Raw genomic sequence first — 16255 nt, 5'->3', positions numbered from 1 at the left:
TTACTCCTTTGACTCCGTCTTTTCAGCGAAACATTTCTCACAAATGAAACGACCTTCGCTTTTTAAGTAAGCTTTTACTTCCGTCATCCCGCGATGTTTTGGATAACGCATCTGGATATAAACCTTTTCGTTTCCTTCGATCGTTTTGCCACAATGAATGCATGTCGGTTCTTTACCAAACATCCTATCGCTCCCTATATTTTTATCTTCTACCTTATCGTAAAGGAAAATTAAGGATGTTGGAAGAATAAAGTAAAAAAAGAATCTAAAGAAAGGTGTCTATGATCTTCATTGCTATTTTTCTCGCCGTCGGTGGAGTCGTCTGGTTCATTTCAGCGCGCAGTCAGTCGAAGCATCGTTCGCTCGATGATCAGGAGTATACGCTGAACCAGCACGACGTTCATCAGCAGCAAAATCATCGTGATTTTTGAAGGCATGTCAAGGAGCATCCGGTCGATTGACTGTATGCTCCTTTTAGCGATTGCGTACATAAAGGAAATATTTCGCGTTGCTCCAAATCAAGGCGATAATCAATAAACTGATTGCGAAGATCTGAGACTGTCCGGTTTCATACGAATAAATGACCAATACGACGATGACACCCATCAATAGGAGTTGCAACGAAGATTGTGAACGAATGAGACCTTCTAACATGACGTGTCGTTCTCCGTCATCTGAGGCGGCAAATAGCTTTTTGACATAGTTTGTTTCCGAGTACTTTGGGAAATCACGGTTTGGGTAGATGTGACGCATAAGATTAAGATAATAATAGGATGCAAAACTACTGATGATGAAAAAGAGACCACTTAGTAATAAATGAAGTCCGAAATGATTTTCGATGATGCTAAAAGATGCGAGACCGATGCTGAGAAGAGTAGAAACCTGAACCATCATCATGCCATCCGCATAGTATCGATTCACTTGACCGTCAATCGCATCCTCGTCGTCTGAAGAAACAGGACGTCGAGTCAATTGACGAATTTGCAAATAGCGCACGATATAACTGAGGGTAAGAACCGTCAAGATAACGAAAAGACCAGTGAATATGTAATTAAGATAGAGCGATAGTTCAAACTTTGACAAGCTGGTATGTTTGAAGACAGACATAACGATATAGCTACTAATGAAACCGAGCAGTGCTGCGATGATGACTTTGATTGCTTCTTTTTTCATATTAATTCCTCCTCATCGAAATAAAAAATTTCTTCTAACGGCGTATCAAACACACGAGAAATTTTGACAGCAATCAATAGCGAAGGCATGAATTCTTCACGCTCGATTAAGCTGATTGTCTGGCGTGAAATGTTTGCACGCCGCGCCAGTTCAGACTGATTCCATCCGTGACGAGCACGTAATTCTTTTAAGCGGGATTTCATATAGGGATTCACCTCCTATATAATGTAACTTATCATAGTCTTTTTGACAACGATAATAGTCAAAAAAGATAATATGATGGTCATTAATATGTAAATCAATCATATCGATGGGATAAATTGTATACTAGAATAAGTCGAAAGGAGATGTGAAACACATCGATGAAATCTCAGTCATCTGTAAACGATGTTTTTTATCATGATGAGGATGTTGCGTGCCGAATCGCTTCGGTTCTACAAATCGAAGAGACACTACTCAAACAAAAAATCACCTATCTCCAAGACGTGACAGACTCGGACGCAAGTAATACATACGAACAAGGACGTCAGCAGCTATCAGACAAACTTGATACGTTAAGACGTTCGGTAAAAATGAATCTTATCTCTCGCGACGATGTCCCACTCCGAACGCGAGCACTCTGGAAGCAGTCACTCAGAGCGACGAGTGTAACGGAAGAGGAAGCGCGTCTCATCCAAGAGTATCTTCGGATTGAGGCAACGATGCTGACACAATCAGGAGAAGCGGTTTCTGATCTCTATGCCGCCTTATTTGATGCAGATGAGCCGGCACGGAAACAAGCATTCTTATCGATTGAAGAAGCGTTCCGGACGAATGAATCCGTCATTCAACGATTATTTTCGCAACTTGTCGACTTGCGACAAGTGCGTGCTTCTGCAAGCCATCAGGCGGGTTACGAAGAATTGGCTTTTTCGGAGCTTGGTCGTATCGATTATTCAAGCAAGGATGTCAATCATTACGCCAGCATCGTTCAAACTTATTTCCGACCGGTTAAACAGCAATTTCAGCTCGAGCAACAAACGTTTCTTGGCAAACAGGCGCTCCATCCGTGGGACGTCCGGCAATCGGCCTATACGCAGATTGATCATCGCATAACCGGTTCTGACGCTTCATTTTTAGATAAGGCACAAGCGATTCTTGAGAGCGTTAATCCGTCTTTTGCTGACATATTACAAGAAATGCGCCAAGCGGTTCATCTCGATATCGATGCCCGTTCAAACAAAGCTGGAGGAGGATTTTGTGAGTATTTACCCGTCGAACGTCAATCATTCTTGTTCATGAATCGTATGCAGACATTCGATGATCTCGTCATCTTCATGCACGAGATGGGGCATGCCGTCCATCACGATGCAATGAAAGAGACGTATGATGGACTTCAACCGATTCCGCTCGAAGTAGGGGAATTCGCCGCCATGTCACTTGAGCTGTTGACGATGAACGAGTGGCACCAAGTGATTCCAGATCGAAGAGACGTTGCTCGAGCGAAACTCGAACAGATCCGTTCGATAGTAGAGTTCTTGCCGCAAACGATCATCGTCGATCGTTTTCAATCATGGCTCTATGCTCACCCTGACCATCTGCCGGAAGAACGACAAGCTTCTTTTGCACGTCTCCGGGAGACCTATGATACGGACATCCTCGATTGGTCGGAAACGCCTGATTGGAAAGGACTCGAATGGATGAGTGTCATTCATCTCTTTGAGACGCCGTTCTATTACATTGAGTATGCTATAGCGCAGCTTGCCGCTCTTCAGTTGTATCACCGTTATACGAAAGATCCTGACCAAACGATGAAGGACTTCCTTGCAGCTTTAGCGCTCAGTCAAACCCATTCGGTTCAAGAGGTTTATGTGAGAGCGGGTGTGTCATTCTTACCGAGTGATGCGAAAATGAGAGAGTTGCTGACATTTCTAGAAGGTCAAATCGAAGCTTGGATAAATGAGTTAGATCAATTAGACGATGAAGATGTTAAAAAGAGAAAGTCTTAATCCGGAGCGACAGATGTACAAAACGATAGGAGGACGAACATGAATATACGTAAAAACATTGTCTATGCGACGTTATTCAATACTACAGGCAGTCAGATATTGATGGTCGAGAACCGTGGCGAACACGGTGACTACTATACACTGCCGGGAGGAACCGTCGAACATGACGAAACGCTACATACTGCAATCACGCGTGAAGTACTTGAGGAGACAGGCTTCACCATCATTCCAGGGGACATCGTCCATGTGGCGGAAGCATTCTTCCCGCAAGCGGGGGAACATTGTCTGTTTTTCTTCTTCGCGGGAGAAATCACTTCCGGTCAATTGAAGACGAATGTTCCAGAAGAAATTTCCGGACTCGTCTGGATGGACCGTGAAGAAGCGTTCAAACATCTTAATTTACCGGAAGAGTCAAAAGAGTCGCTTTTTGCTGGTCGAACGGTACCATATGATTTTGCCGGAGAAATCGTTCATACGTAAGGAAGTGTCCCTTGACGTACTAAAGCGACTCGATTTCGGGTACAACACTACAGGAGCATTACCCGAAATTTGCAGAAAGTCAGGTGAACACACAGTATGTCGATTCTTACGTTTCACGAAGTCAGCTATCAACACATCTTACATGAACTAACTGGTGAGTTCCGCGAAGGTGTCATCACAACACTTATCGGACCGAGTGGTGCCGGAAAATCCACGACATTGAAACACATCAACGGACTTATTTCTCCCGATCGCGGCGAAATTTGTTTTCGAGGCGAACCACTCGAGCAGATGAATCTGCTCGACGTCCGCAAACGGATCGGAATGGCGTTCCAAAGCGCGCCGATGATTCCAGGTACCGTCTACGATAATATTAATTTACCGAAATCGATCATCGGGGAATCGTTACCACGCGAAGAGGCGGAACGCTTGCTACAACAAGTCGAACTATCCGTCGAACTTGAACGACCGGTCAAAGATTTGTCCGGTGGCGAACGGAGCCGACTCGGAATCGCACGAACACTCGTTAATCGACCGGACGTCCTGTTGCTTGACGAAATCACGGCAAGTCTCGATTACCGGATGGTACAAGAAATTGAGAAGCTGATTCTTGATTTACAGCAGGAGTTGCAGACGACGATCATTTGGATTACGCATGACTTAGAGCAAGCCAAGCGGGTCAGCGACGACGTCTGGTTTTTAAAAGACGGTCGATTGATCGAGTCTGGTGCTTTTAAAGAACTCGTTTCAAGTGGTCAAGCAGAGACACAAGCGTTCTTGAAGGGGGTATCGGTATGAGTTACCTCCAACTGGCGACTTCGCTGATCTTCATTTTGATCCCCCTCGTCTTAGCGCGGACGTTACGGCTTGGTCTAGAGAAGGACATCCTCATCGCAACCGTTCGATCAATCGTCCAACTCTTGATCATCGGTTATATTTTGACGTTCGTCTTTGAAAGCGGCAGTCTAATTTTCATGTTACTCATGATTCTGTTGATGATCGGTGCAGCGACACTGAACGTCATCCGTAAAGGGGACGGGATTCCCGGGATCCAGTGGATCATCTTGTTGACATTGATTGCGGTCGAAGCATTGACGATGGGCATTTTGCTTGGATTACAAATCATTCCGTTTGAAGCCCAGCAAGTCATTCCAATCAGCGGGATGGTCATTGGGAACTGTATGATTTTGTCCTTGTTGTTTCTTAATAAGTTCAAGGACGAGGTCGAACGAAGCGACGAGGTCATCGAACTGATTCTTTCGCTTGGTGGAGACGCGAAGACAGCGATTGATACGAGCTTAAAAGGCGCGATCCGGACAAGTATGATTCCAACGATTGAAGCGCAAAAAACGATGGGCCTCGTCCAATTGCCAGGGATGATGAGTGGGTTGATCATCGGTGGCGCGGATCCAATGGAAGCGGTCCTTTACCAACTATTGATTCTATTCCTGATCTTGACGACGGCGGCGATGGCATCGGTCCTCGTTGGTTTTCTATCCTACCGTCGACTGTTCAATGAAAAAGCACAATTCATCGGTTTGACATATAAGAAAAAAGATATGTAAGGAGCACGTTATGCAGACTTATCCCATTACAGAAGCCGACCTGCAACTGGTCGAACTAGCAATCGAAACGATTCAAAGCCGCTATGCTGACGATAAACATCACGTCGCAGCTGCTCTACGGACGAAAGATGGCGCGACGAAAGTGGGCGTTCACGTCGAAGCCTATATCGGACGAGTGACGGTGTGCGCGGAAGCCATCACAATCGGTTCCGCCATCACGGATGGATTGACAGATTTTGAGACGATCGTCGCAGTTCGACATCCCTATTCGGATGAGACGGACCGAACGATTCATGTCGTCAGTCCGTGCGGCATGTGTCGCGAATTGATTTCTGATTATGCACCGGACGCATTTGTCCTCTTGAAGATCGACGATCAGTTGACGAAAGTGCGGATTGCAGACTTAATTCCACTTAAATATGTTCGTTCGTGATTATAAGAATGGAAAAAAATTCGTTGATTTAAAAAAGAAACGAAGGAACTATCATCGTCTGAGATGTGTAGTTTCTTCGTTTTTCTTTTTGTAGAACACTTAGTTTTGTAATTGAAAAAAGCTCAACATCGTTAATGCATTCTTTTCTTCTCATTATGGTTTCCTTCCTCTTTTTATGAATTATGAAGTAATATAAAAAAAGAAAGGTATAATTTAAAAATATAAAATTTTTAATTTTACTTAAAAATTTTACTTAAATCTAAATTTAAAAGGAGTGTTATCATTTGGCGACGATTAAAGATATTGCTAAAAAAGTAGGCTGTTCAATTTCGACAGTTTCACGGGTATTAAATAATGATTTAAGTTTATCGGTTGGTGATGAGACGCGAACGCGGATATTTGAGGTAGCTGAAGAGCTTGGTTACAAAAAAAAGACGATGAAATCACTCGTTAAAAATATTGCTTTTTTGTATTGGTTGACAGATAAAGAGGAGCTTGAAGATATTTATTTTCACACGATGCGAATTGCGATCGAGAGATTGGCTAGGGAGAATAACATGGAGTTAACGACCTACAAAGTAGCGGATGGGATTGAAAAGATTCCGCTAAACATCGAGGGATTTATTGCAGTGGGTTCTTTTATGGATCGAGAACTGGAATATTTAAGAGAGTTGACGACTAATGGAGTCTTCATAGATTCGACACCAGATGCTGAACACTATGATTCGGTGCGTCCAGACCTTGACCAAATCACACGAAAGACAATAGAAGTTCTGAAGCAGCAGGGACATAAAGAAATTGGATTTATCGGTGGAACTTTTCAGAATGCTGATACAAATGTAGAAGAAATGGATGGGCGGGAACGTGCTTTTCGTAAGTATATGCAGCAAGAAGGAATGCTAAATGAGACATTTATCTTCTGTCATCATGGTTTTTCAGTTGATAATGGCTATTTTTTAATGAGTCAAGCGATTGAACGCCTTGGTGAAAATATGCCAACCGCTTTTTTTGTAGCGGCAGATCCAATCGCCGTCGGCTGTCTGCAAGCACTTCACGAAAAACAAATTGATGTCCCGAACCGCGTCAGCCTGATCAGTGTGAATAATACGAGTATCGCGAAGTATGTTTCGCCTCCCTTGACGACTTTCAATATTGATATTGAAGAAATTTGTAAAAACGCGATTCACTTATTACTTGAACAAATCATTGAAAAACGAAAAGTAGTAAAAACATTGTATATAGGTTCTGAGTTAATTATGAGAAAGAGCACCATTTAATTTTAGTAAAATTTTTACTAAAATTATTTACTAAATCTTTTTAGAGTGTTATATTTTATTTGTTAAAGCGCTTTCATTTGTGTTTTACAATTCTCTAAGGAGGTTTGGTTTTTTTATGAAAAAACAATTAAAATATTCTGCTGTGCTTAGTGGTTTTGTATTGAGTATGTCGTTAGCTGCGTGTGGTCCGCAAGATGAAGCAAAAAATACAGAGACTCAAAATGGAAAAATCAAATTGATTGTTTGGGAAGATATCGAAAAAAGCGAAGGAATCAAGTCTGCTGTGAAACGATTTGAAAAAGAGAATGATGTTAACATCAAAGTTGTTGAAAAACCGTACGCAAAACAAATTGAAGATCTCCGGTTGGACGGACCTGCCGGAACAGGTCCCGATTTATTGACGATGCCTGGAGACCAAATCGGAACGGCAGTAACGGAAGGAATCATAAAAGAAATAAAGGTTCCGAAAGAAGTCCAGTCTCAATATACGGATGTTGCACTTGATTCACAAATCGTAAAGGGCAAAATTTACGGCGTGCCTAAAGCTGTGGAGACGACGATTCTATATTACAACAAGAAATTAGTCTCAGATAAAGCGTTACCTAAAACGATAGAAGATTGGTATACATTGTCGAAAAAGATGAAAACTGAAAAGTCGTTCGGTTTTTTAGCATTGTTTGACCAAGTTTATTATGCGCAGAGTGTCATGAGTGGATATGGCAGTTACATATTCAAGCGTTCGGAAAGTGGAGTATACGACACAAAAGACATCGGTTTAGCGAATGCTGGCGCAATCGAAGGAGCAAACCACATTCAAAAATTCTACAAGGAGAAGCTGTTTCCGTCGGGAATTATTGGTGAACAAGGGATTAACGTTTTGGAATCACTGTTTATGGAAGGAAAGGCAGCAGCTATCATCTCTGGTCCATGGAATGTTGGACCATTTGAGAAAGCGGGCATCGATTTTGGGGTCGCCAAACTTCCTGAGCTTGAAAATGGGAAAAATATGAGTTCATTTTTAGGTGTAAAAAGTTATAACGTTAGTAGCTATTCAAAACACGCAGAGCTTACTGAAAAATTAGCGCTCTATTTAACGAACGAAGAAAATTCAAAAAAACGCTTCGAAATCACTAAAGAAGTACCTGCCATCAGTGCATTGGCGAATGACCCGATCGTTACAAAAAGTCCAGCAGCTCAAGCCGTGGCAGAACAATCAAAATTCGCTGAGTTGACACCGAATATCCCAGAAATGAATGAAGTTTGGAAACCAGTCGATGCAGCCCTTCAAACTATCGCAACAGGAAAAGCTGAACCGAAACAGGCGATGACTCAAGCCGTTGATACCATTGAAGGACAAATTAAAGCGAAGCACAGCTCAAAATGAGAAGGATGACTCCGATCCGTCGGTTAGCCCATTGATGCAGTCTGTTGCTAAATAATTTGTGAAGAGGTGAAAGGCGTGCAACATCGTAGAATAGGTATGCTTTTGTCAGTGATTCCCGGACTCGGGCAATTGTATCATCGTCAGTGGATTAAAGGCGTGTTGTTATTTACGGTAAGTATTGCATTTTTAATTGCGTTCGCTGACTTGTTGAATATGGGGTTGTGGGGTATCGTGACGCTTGGTACGGAAGTGCCGCGAGACAACTCTATATTCTTACTAGCACAAGGTATCATCGCTATTATTGTATTGATGTTCGGTCTTGCCCTATATTTTTATAATCTTCGAGATGCATATCGAACAGGACAAAAAAGAGACGATGGATTACATATAAGTTCATTCAAATCAGATTACTTGAACCTGATTGGACAAGGATACCCTTATTTAGTAAGTAGTCCAGCATTGTTTCTCTTGATTTTTGCGGTTATTTTTCCGATTTTATTTAGTTTTGCTTTAGCCTTCACGAACTATGATCTTTATCATTCTCCACCAGCAAAATTAGCTGATTGGGTCGGTTTTTCTACATTTGTTCAAATATTCACAGTCGATATATGGCGATCGACATTCTTTGATGTGTTGTCATGGACGATTGTTTGGACATTAGTCGCATCGACCTTACAAATTTCAGTCGGGATATTTTTAGCGGTTCTTGTCAACCAGAAAGAAGTTCGTTTTAAAAAAGTCATTCGAACAATATTCGTCCTTCCTTGGGCAGTTCCAGGATTCGTGACGATTCTAGTATTCGCGGGACTATTCAATGATAGTTTTGGTTCAATTAACAACGATGTCCTCGCATTTTTTGGCATCGACGCTATACCTTGGCTGACGAACGAAAAGTGGACAAGGGTGGCACTCGTATTCATGCAAGGGTGGTTAGGCTTTCCCTATGTGTTTCTTGTCACGACAGGAGTCTTGCAATCGATTCCTGAAGATTTATATGAAGCGGCGACAATCGATGGCGCTTCATTCTTTGCAAAATTCCGCTTCATCACGATGCCGATGGTATTACTTGCGATGTCGCCAATCATCATTACTCAATTTACATTTAATTTCAACAACTTCAATATCATTTATCTGTTCAATGGTGGTGGTCCGTCTGTACCTGGATCAAATGCAGGAGGGACCGATATTCTCGTATCTTGGATTTACAAATTGACGATGCAATCAGGTCAATATGCACTAGCCGCGGCTTTAACGATTTTACTATCGATTTTTGTCATTACAATTGCGCTTTGGCAGTTTAGACGAACAAATTCGTTTAAGGAAGGAGCGTGACGCTAGTGTCGAATATAAAAAGACTACGTTTCATTCGTATGACCATCACCTATGTCATTTTGTTGGTCGTGTCTGTCGTCATCTTTTATCCACTTCTTTGGACGATAGGTGCGAGTTTTAATCCAGGAAATAGTTTGGTCAGTACATCGCTCATTCCGAAAAACCCTACCTTTGATCACTACCGTGAATTATTTGCTGGAAAAGAAAGCCTTCAATATAGCCAGTGGTACATGAACTCATTGAAAATCAGTGTGTTTACAATGATCGGAACTGTCGTTAGTGTCTCTTTCACTGCATATGCTTTTTCTCGTTTTCGTTTCAAAGGACGTGATAAAGCATTGATGTTATTTTTGTTACTTCAAATGATTCCTCAGTTTTCGGCGCTCATAGCCTTGTTCGTACTAGCGCAAATTCTAGGGATGATGAACAGCCATTGGTTGTTAATTTTATTGTACATAGGCGGGCAAATTCCGATGAATACGTACTTGATGAAGGGTTATATGGACTCAATTCCATTAGACTTAGATGAAAGTGCAAAGTTGGATGGTGCAAGTAATACAAGAATATTCCTTCAAATCATCATGCCATTATGTCGACCAATGTTAGCGGTCATTGCGATGAATGGGTTCACCGGACCACTTGGAGACTTTGTTTTGGCATCGACGATACTTCGAACACAAGAATCCTATACATTACCCATCGGTCTATTTAACTTAGTGAATGAAGCGATGGGAGCAAGTTATACGACATTTGCAGCAGGTGCGATTTTGATTAGTATTCCGATCGCTGTCGTCTTCGTTCTGCTCCAGAAGCATTTCGTAGCCGGTTTGACGGCTGGTGGAACAAAAGGGTAATAGATAGAAATCAGTTTTTTTTAGGAGAGGAATATCTATGGAGAAATCAGGTAAATCTTATGTAACGTCTGCTAGGCGAATGCTCCATGGTGGAGACTATAATCCAGATCAATGGTTGGATGTTCCGCATGTCTTACGCCAAGATATCGAATTGATGCGTCTCGCTCATACGAATACGTACTCCATCGGCATTTTTGCCTGGAGTGCATTAGAGCCGGAAGAGGGGGTTTACACGTTCGAGTGGTTGGATCGAATCATAGATGACATTCATCAAAATGGTGGAAATGTAATTTTAGCGACACCGAGTGGAGCGAGACCCGCATGGTTATCGCAAGCATATCCTGAAGTATTGCGCGTCGATGAACGACGGGTTCGACAGCTTCATGGCGGACGTCATAATCATTGTTTCAGTTCGCGTGTTTATCGGCAAAAAACGCAACACATCAATCGACTATTGGCGAATCGTTATGGGAAACATCCGGCATTATTGATGTGGCATATCTCGAATGAATACGGGGGAGAGTGTCATTGTGATCAATGCCAATCCGCTTTTCGTGTCTGGTTACAAGAAAAATATAAAACACTTGATCGACTGAACGCCGCTTGGTGGGGAGCATTTTGGAGCCATACGTTCAACGCATGGTCGCAGATTGAATCGCCGTCTCCAATCGGCGAAAGTATGGTCCACGGTTTAAATTTAGACTGGCGTCGTTTTGTAACAGATCAAACAATTGATTTCTATCAAAATGAAATTCAACCATTACGTGAAGTGACTCCAAATATACCGGTGACTACTAATTTCATGGCAGATACGGATGACTTGATTCCCTTCCAGTCGCTTGATTACAGTCAGTTCGCGAAATATGTTGATGTCGTGAGCTGGGATGCGTATCCAGCTTGGCATAACGACAGGGAGTCAACGAGTCGTTTGGCGATGAAGGTCGGATTTATTAACGATCTATTTCGTAATCTAAAACAACAACCGTTCTTGTTAATGGAATCGACGCCGAGTGCCGTTAATTGGCATCCTGTCAATAAAGCTAAACGACCAGGAATGCATTTGTTATCTTCGATGCAAATGATTGCCCATGGTTCGGATAGCGTACTTTACTTCCAGTGGCGTAAATCTCGAGGGTCATCTGAAAAATTTCATGGGGCAGTCGTCGATCATGATGGAAGTTCTGAAAATCGTGTCTTTCAAGAAGTTGCAGAAGTCGGTCGTTTGTTAGAACATTTAGATGAAGTCGTTGGTACACATCGTCCAGCCGAAGTTGCGATTTTATACGACTGGGAGAACAACTGGGCATTTGACGATGCGCAAGGATTTTCGAATGACACGAAGCGTTATCCCCAAACACTCCAAGAACATTACCGGGCGTTTTACGAGCGTGATATTCCGGTAGATGTCATTACAAAAGAACAAGATTTTGATGGTTACAAACTGTTGATCGTTCCGATGCTTTATTTAGTCAGTCAAGAGACAATCGAACGGTTAAATCGATTCGTCGCGCAAGGTGGGACTCTCATATCGACGTATTTGACCGGGCTAGTTGATGAATCTGACTTAACTTATTTTGGTGGATGGCCAAGTGAGTTAAAAACGATGTTCGGAATCGAGCCAGTTGAAAACGATACGCTATACCCAATGGATAAAAATGGAGTGAAGTTCCGCGATAAGACATATGAACTAAAGGATTATGCGACAGTCTTGAAAGTAGTGACAGCTGAAACAGTTGGAGTTTATACAGAAGACTTTTATGCTGACACAGCGGCAGTGACGCGGAATAATCACGGAGAGGGCGTCGCTTGGTACATTGGTGGAAGGTTGGAGGAGCGATTCCAAAACGATTTTTATGCAGAAATCATCTCTTCGTTGAATTTGCTATCGCCTCTTCAGATTGAACATCCAGAAGGTGTCTCGGTGCAGGTGAGAATCGATGCGTCGTCTATCTACGGATTTATCATGAATTTTTCGGAAGAACGCAAAACGATTGAACTAAAAAAACCAGTCGAAGACTATTTGACGGGAGAACGACTCATCAGAACTGTGTTACTACAACCGTACGAAGTAAGAATTGTGAAGTGTAGCGCCGAATAACAATGTTGTTTGAAAGTGTATTGTGGATATCTGGTGGAAGGGATTGTATAAAATAAACTCAGAAAACGAGACTGTGTTGTGAATCGTTATCGAAATTGAAAAAACGTAGGACCTCCTTATCATTCGGTAAGGAGGTCCTTTCGAGTTTACGAAGTAATAGTCAATCGGCTTAAATTGTCTTTGACTTGATTTCGAGTTGATCGAATTCCAAACTGCCTTGAACAACTAAGAGTGTTCGATGTTCGTGTTTTTTATTTCGAGTAAACCTTCTGTTCTTGAATGTAGTGATCTAACGTAATAATCATCTATTCACTTACTTTCTAATTTGTATGTTTGCTTTTTCCTTATTAGGACTAGCTCGTTCAAATGAGTACAATTCCTTTTATTCCCATGATAATTTGCGTATAACAGCTTTTTATGTATTTACTTCTAAAAAATACTTATATTGGTTATTATAATGATATCATGTTGCTGGAGGGATCTTGGTGGACAGTTTATTAGAAATAGAACGATTATCAAAAACCTATACGCGGGGAACAGAAACGGTCGAGGCATTAAAACAAATCTCCTTCACGTTAGAAGAAGGTGGTTTCATCGCCATCATGGGAACAAGTGGCTCCGGAAAAAGTACACTATTGAATATAGTAGGGGCACTTGACACACCAACTAGTGGAACGTTGACCTTAAAAGAAAAACGGCAACGCGACATCTTCACTGAACCTGCTGCGACGTTATACCGTCAGCAACACATTGGGTTCATCTTTCAATCATTTCACCTGCTCGATGATTTGACGGTCCAGGAGAACATCGCCTTACCATTGATGTTGAAGGGGATGGATGACAAAACGATCAATCAAGAGGTAGAGATTTGGCTCAAACGAGTCGGACTGACGAAATGGAACAATCATCGACCGCAAGAGCTGTCGGGTGGACAGCAACAACGTGTCGCAATCGCACGTGCCTTGATCAGTCGACCACCGATCATCTTAGCGGATGAGCCGACGGGTAACCTCGATTTCAAGACATCTGCTGAAATCATGCAATTGCTTCAAGAACTCAATCGCGAACAACAGACGAGCATCCTGCTCGTGACCCATGATGCGACCGTAGCTGCTCATGCGAAACGTGTACTGTATTTCCATGATGGACAGATCGTCGCCGATCAGCTGTCGACCGGAGACGTGGCACCGATCTTAGAAACATACGAGCAGTTCGTGGGGGCTGTATGAAACGACAACATCTCTTCCGTCTTTCTCACCGACTGTACCGTAAAAGTCCGATGATTCTATTGACCTCAATCGGAAGCGTCATGATTTCGATTGGTCTCGTCTTAACGATGGTCATTTTTTTACTACATAATCAAGCCGCAATCGAAGCGGATCGTGAACAAAGATACGGTCAAGTCGATCTGACGGTCAAATATACACCTGAAGATGAGCAGGCGGATCAGTCCGTGTTTGAGCAACTTAAAAAGGATCACGATGTCTTGGACGCAGAGTCGATCTTACAGACGACAGCGCGCGTCGCTGGTCAAACGATGGCCGACGTGGAGACGATAGGAGTTCATTCGGATGCCCTGGCGAAAAGTCGGTATCATTTCACGAACGATTTGAAACAGGGAGAAGCGATCGTGTCAGCTCGACTCGCGACGTCGCTTGATCGTAGTGTCGGACAAACGCTTCGCGTTGGAGAAGCGATGTATCGAATCCGTGAGATTTTACCAAATACAAAAACATCTGAAGCTTCGCACGATCAAGTCTTGCTTTCGTATGCTGATCTGAAGAAGTATCATCCGATCGAAACGAAAGCCGTCTTGCTCAATCTAAAAAAAGAGGTGGATTTCGTCCACTATGCCGATACACTCGTCAAAGCGAATCCGAAGCTCCGGGTTGAACTTGCGGAGGGGCAAGCGCTCTCACCGGCGCTGAACGGCTACATCGGAATCTTTTCAGTACTGATCCTTGTCGTCTCCGGCTTCATCTTGATGGCGAACTTCGACTTGTATTTACGCAAACATGCTGTCCAATTTGCGATCATGCGGACGCTTGGAGCGACAACACGACAACTGTTCCAGCTGTTCTTCGTTCAATCTGGGTTGATTGTCTTAGCCGGAATGATGCTTACGATTCTAGGCAGTATTTGCTTACCGTTACTTGGTCAACTCGTATGGCCGACAGAGGGTAAAATGATCGTCTCCCTCATGATTGATCAGGGAGCGTTCTTGATGCTCGTAACGTTCGGTAGTGCCTTGTTAATTCTGCTGTTGCTCGCGAGTACGGCTTATCGAAAACGGGATGTGTTACCACTCCACGTTTTGCGAGAAAATCTGAAAACGGCGTCACGACCGACCCGGCGAAAACGTCTCGTCCTGTTCAGCAGTGGATTGACCGGCAGCTTAGTATTATTCGCTGAAGTGATTGCCAGTACGGGTGGGTCACGGGCGATCGCCTGGCTCGGTGCGACCGTCGCTTTTTTACTGACGATGTATCTCGCGACGCCGCTCCTCTTGAAAGGAGTGCTCCATCGAGCGGAACCGATCGTTCGTCGGTTAGCGGGACCGACGAGTTTCGTCGCCTTCCGGGGCGTGTTGCCGCAACTTCGGAAAAATGCCTGGTTGATGCTGATCGTTCAAGTCTTAATGATCATCGTCGTCATCGGATCGACGTTCCTTGAGACGGTGCAACAAAACGAGCGGAAGTACATCATCAGCCAATATCCGACGGAGGTCGTCTTAAAGAGTCGTTTAGATGAAGGATCGCAAGGAGACCCGCTACAATTGATTCGACGGATTGAAACCGAGTTACCTGGCGCAAAAGCGACCTTCCTATCGTCTCGAAGCTCCTTTGAATACCAGTTGCTTCAGGAAGATGTCTCAATCGAGTACGAAGTGACGGACTATCGTCGTCTTGACGTCTTAGAGGGAGAACAGACGAGTGACACAGACGGAATCATCATCTCACGTACCTTCGCTAAAAAACATAGTCTCCAAAAAGGCGATACGTTGCCGCTCGGCCGATGGGATGGGGAACAAGAGCGAAGCGTTTCGCTCGGTCAATTCCGAATCGTTGGAATCGAAAAGAAGATAGCACCAGACATCCTCGTGGATTGGCGGAATGAGGAGCTACGGCAACCAAGTGATCACATCTTGAATGTCTTTATCGACGTTCCATCCGAGTTAAAGAAGGCGCAAGTGACAAAAAAATTATCAGAGATCACGCAAAGTTATCCGACATTGCAAATGAATCGACTATCTGACGCGCTTCATGATGCGGAGCAACAAACGACGGAACGTTGGTTCGTCTTCATCATTGCGCTTGTCGTCATGAGTGGATCCGTCTGGTTCGGACTTGCAAACGCCTTACTCAGTTTCGTGAGTGGAAAACGAGGCGAGTATGCCTTGCTACGAACGATTGCGCTGACTCGAAACAGGCTGCGTCAATTGACACTCATTCAAATGCTCTTGTTCATTGGGAGCGGCATCATCTTTGGACTGATCAGTGGTCTTGGTGCGACAATCTTCGTGACACGGATTGATGATACAGGATCATTCTATCTCAACGTCCCGACGATTGCTGGAACTATTGCCGGTTTGGTGGTGCTTGTCCTAGCCATCGCTTGGTTCGTCACCCGACGGAAGCAGGAAAACCTCGTTCACGAATTGAAACAATAAG

Annotated in this window: 16 protein-coding genes; 13 read left to right on the top strand and 3 right to left on the bottom strand. The window is 43.4% G+C overall.

The window, feature by feature from the left end; translation table 11 throughout:
• Entirely contained in the window at nucleotides 1-183 is a 183-nt protein-coding gene (locus B3S86_RS06820) for a hypothetical protein (RefSeq protein WP_035407678.1), read from the bottom strand.
• Between the two features lie 98 nt (nucleotides 184-281).
• Between B3S86_RS06820 and B3S86_RS06815 the strand changes: the two genes are divergently transcribed.
• Nucleotides 282-431, top strand: a complete 150-nt coding sequence (locus tag B3S86_RS06815; RefSeq protein ID WP_023468457.1) for a hypothetical protein — start codon at nucleotides 282-284, stop codon at nucleotides 429-431.
• A gap of 43 nt (nucleotides 432-474) precedes the next feature.
• Here B3S86_RS06815 and B3S86_RS06810 read toward each other — a convergent pair whose 3' ends face one another.
• Both B3S86_RS06810 and B3S86_RS06805 read right to left on the bottom strand, forming a co-directional pair.
• Nucleotides 475-1173 carry a DUF3169 family protein gene (locus B3S86_RS06810; RefSeq protein WP_035407681.1) on the bottom strand — a complete coding sequence of 233 codons (699 nt, stop codon included), beginning with the start codon at nucleotides 1171-1173 and terminating at the stop codon, nucleotides 475-477.
• Nucleotides 1170-1376 carry a helix-turn-helix transcriptional regulator gene (locus B3S86_RS06805; protein WP_035407684.1) on the bottom strand — a complete coding sequence of 69 codons (207 nt, stop codon included), beginning with the start codon at nucleotides 1374-1376 and terminating at the stop codon, nucleotides 1170-1172. The genes B3S86_RS06810 and B3S86_RS06805 overlap by 4 nt, the downstream gene beginning before the upstream one ends.
• A 159-nt stretch (nucleotides 1377-1535) precedes the next feature.
• Between B3S86_RS06805 and B3S86_RS06800 the strand changes: the two genes are divergently transcribed.
• The 12 genes from B3S86_RS06800 (at nucleotide 1536) to B3S86_RS06745 (ending at nucleotide 16254) form a co-directional block, all read left to right on the top strand.
• Nucleotides 1536-3161, top strand: a complete 1626-nt coding sequence (locus B3S86_RS06800; protein WP_290750752.1) for a M3 family metallopeptidase — start codon at nucleotides 1536-1538, stop codon at nucleotides 3159-3161.
• A 39-nt stretch (nucleotides 3162-3200) separates the two neighbouring features.
• Nucleotides 3201-3641: an NUDIX domain-containing protein gene (locus B3S86_RS06795; RefSeq protein ID WP_290750749.1), complete on the top strand. Its 441-nt coding sequence runs from the start codon at nucleotides 3201-3203 to the stop codon at nucleotides 3639-3641.
• Nucleotides 3642-3737: 96 nt separating this feature from the next.
• On the top strand, nucleotides 3738-4439 hold the full coding sequence (locus B3S86_RS06790) for an ABC transporter ATP-binding protein (RefSeq protein WP_290750746.1): 702 nt from the start codon (nucleotides 3738-3740) through the stop codon (nucleotides 4437-4439).
• Nucleotides 4436-5206: an ABC transporter permease gene (locus B3S86_RS06785; RefSeq protein WP_290750743.1), complete on the top strand. Its 771-nt coding sequence runs from the start codon at nucleotides 4436-4438 to the stop codon at nucleotides 5204-5206. Before B3S86_RS06790 ends, B3S86_RS06785 begins: the two co-directional genes overlap by 4 nt.
• A gap of 10 nt (nucleotides 5207-5216) precedes the next feature.
• Nucleotides 5217-5639: a cytidine deaminase gene (locus tag B3S86_RS06780; RefSeq protein WP_290750736.1), complete on the top strand. Its 423-nt coding sequence runs from the start codon at nucleotides 5217-5219 to the stop codon at nucleotides 5637-5639.
• Nucleotides 5640-5923: 284 nt separating this feature from the next.
• Nucleotides 5924-6916 (top strand): LacI family DNA-binding transcriptional regulator, encoded by a 993-nt coding sequence (locus B3S86_RS06775; protein WP_214854065.1) that lies wholly within the window; start codon nucleotides 5924-5926, stop codon nucleotides 6914-6916.
• A gap of 115 nt (nucleotides 6917-7031) precedes the next feature.
• A complete protein-coding gene (locus B3S86_RS06770) occupies nucleotides 7032-8300 on the top strand; it encodes a sugar ABC transporter substrate-binding protein (protein WP_290750730.1) in 1269 nt (422 codons plus the stop codon).
• A 75-nt stretch (nucleotides 8301-8375) separates the two neighbouring features.
• Nucleotides 8376-9632 (top strand): carbohydrate ABC transporter permease, encoded by a 1257-nt coding sequence (locus B3S86_RS06765; RefSeq protein WP_214729384.1) that lies wholly within the window; start codon nucleotides 8376-8378, stop codon nucleotides 9630-9632.
• 38 nt (nucleotides 9633-9670) lie between these two features.
• Nucleotides 9671-10486 (top strand): sugar ABC transporter permease, encoded by an 816-nt coding sequence (locus tag B3S86_RS06760; protein WP_290753232.1) that lies wholly within the window; start codon nucleotides 9671-9673, stop codon nucleotides 10484-10486.
• A gap of 37 nt (nucleotides 10487-10523) precedes the next feature.
• A complete protein-coding gene (locus B3S86_RS06755) occupies nucleotides 10524-12584 on the top strand; it encodes a beta-galactosidase (protein ID WP_290750725.1) in 2061 nt (686 codons plus the stop codon).
• Nucleotides 12585-13066: 482 nt separating this feature from the next.
• On the top strand, nucleotides 13067-13813 hold the full coding sequence (locus B3S86_RS06750; RefSeq protein WP_414651169.1) for an ABC transporter ATP-binding protein: 747 nt from the start codon (nucleotides 13067-13069) through the stop codon (nucleotides 13811-13813).
• The gene (locus B3S86_RS06745; protein ID WP_290750718.1) at nucleotides 13810-16254 is read left to right on the top strand and encodes an ABC transporter permease; all 2445 of its coding nucleotides are present in this window, start codon (nucleotides 13810-13812) and stop codon (nucleotides 16252-16254) included. Before B3S86_RS06750 ends, B3S86_RS06745 begins: the two co-directional genes overlap by 4 nt.
• The last annotated feature ends 1 nt before the right edge of the window (nucleotide 16255 follow it).

Source organism: Exiguobacterium sp. UBA3968, from assembly GCF_002385115.1.
In the GTDB taxonomy this organism is placed as follows: Bacteria; Bacillota; Bacilli; order Exiguobacteriales; family Exiguobacteriaceae; genus Exiguobacterium_A.
The sequence above is the reverse complement of the archived record's forward strand: the minus strand, read 5'-3'. Positions and strand labels throughout refer to the sequence as shown.

Bases quoted from the DNA above. Each gene is read 5' to 3' on its own strand.
- B3S86_RS06805 (WP_035407684.1), bottom strand. From the start codon at position 1,376: ATGAAATCCCGCTTAAAAGAATTACGTGCTCGTCACGGATGGAATCAG.
- B3S86_RS06815 (WP_023468457.1), top strand. From the start codon at position 282: ATGATCTTCATTGCTATTTTTCTCGCCGTCGGTGGAGTCGTCTGGTTC.
- B3S86_RS06770 (WP_290750730.1), top strand. From the start codon at position 7,032: ATGAAAAAACAATTAAAATATTCTGCTGTGCTTAGTGGTTTTGTATTG.
- B3S86_RS06785 (WP_290750743.1), top strand. From the start codon at position 4,436: ATGAGTTACCTCCAACTGGCGACTTCGCTGATCTTCATTTTGATCCCC.
- B3S86_RS06810 (WP_035407681.1), bottom strand. From the start codon at position 1,173: ATGAAAAAAGAAGCAATCAAAGTCATCATCGCAGCACTGCTCGGTTTC.
- B3S86_RS06745 (WP_290750718.1), top strand. From the start codon at position 13,810: ATGAAACGACAACATCTCTTCCGTCTTTCTCACCGACTGTACCGTAAA.
- B3S86_RS06800 (WP_290750752.1), top strand. From the start codon at position 1,536: ATGAAATCTCAGTCATCTGTAAACGATGTTTTTTATCATGATGAGGAT.
- B3S86_RS06790 (WP_290750746.1), top strand. From the start codon at position 3,738: ATGTCGATTCTTACGTTTCACGAAGTCAGCTATCAACACATCTTACAT.
- B3S86_RS06795 (WP_290750749.1), top strand. From the start codon at position 3,201: ATGAATATACGTAAAAACATTGTCTATGCGACGTTATTCAATACTACA.
- B3S86_RS06780 (WP_290750736.1), top strand. From the start codon at position 5,217: ATGCAGACTTATCCCATTACAGAAGCCGACCTGCAACTGGTCGAACTA.
- B3S86_RS06755 (WP_290750725.1), top strand. From the start codon at position 10,524: ATGGAGAAATCAGGTAAATCTTATGTAACGTCTGCTAGGCGAATGCTC.
- B3S86_RS06760 (WP_290753232.1), top strand. From the start codon at position 9,671: ATGACCATCACCTATGTCATTTTGTTGGTCGTGTCTGTCGTCATCTTT.
- B3S86_RS06820 (WP_035407678.1), bottom strand. From the start codon at position 183: ATGTTTGGTAAAGAACCGACATGCATTCATTGTGGCAAAACGATCGAA.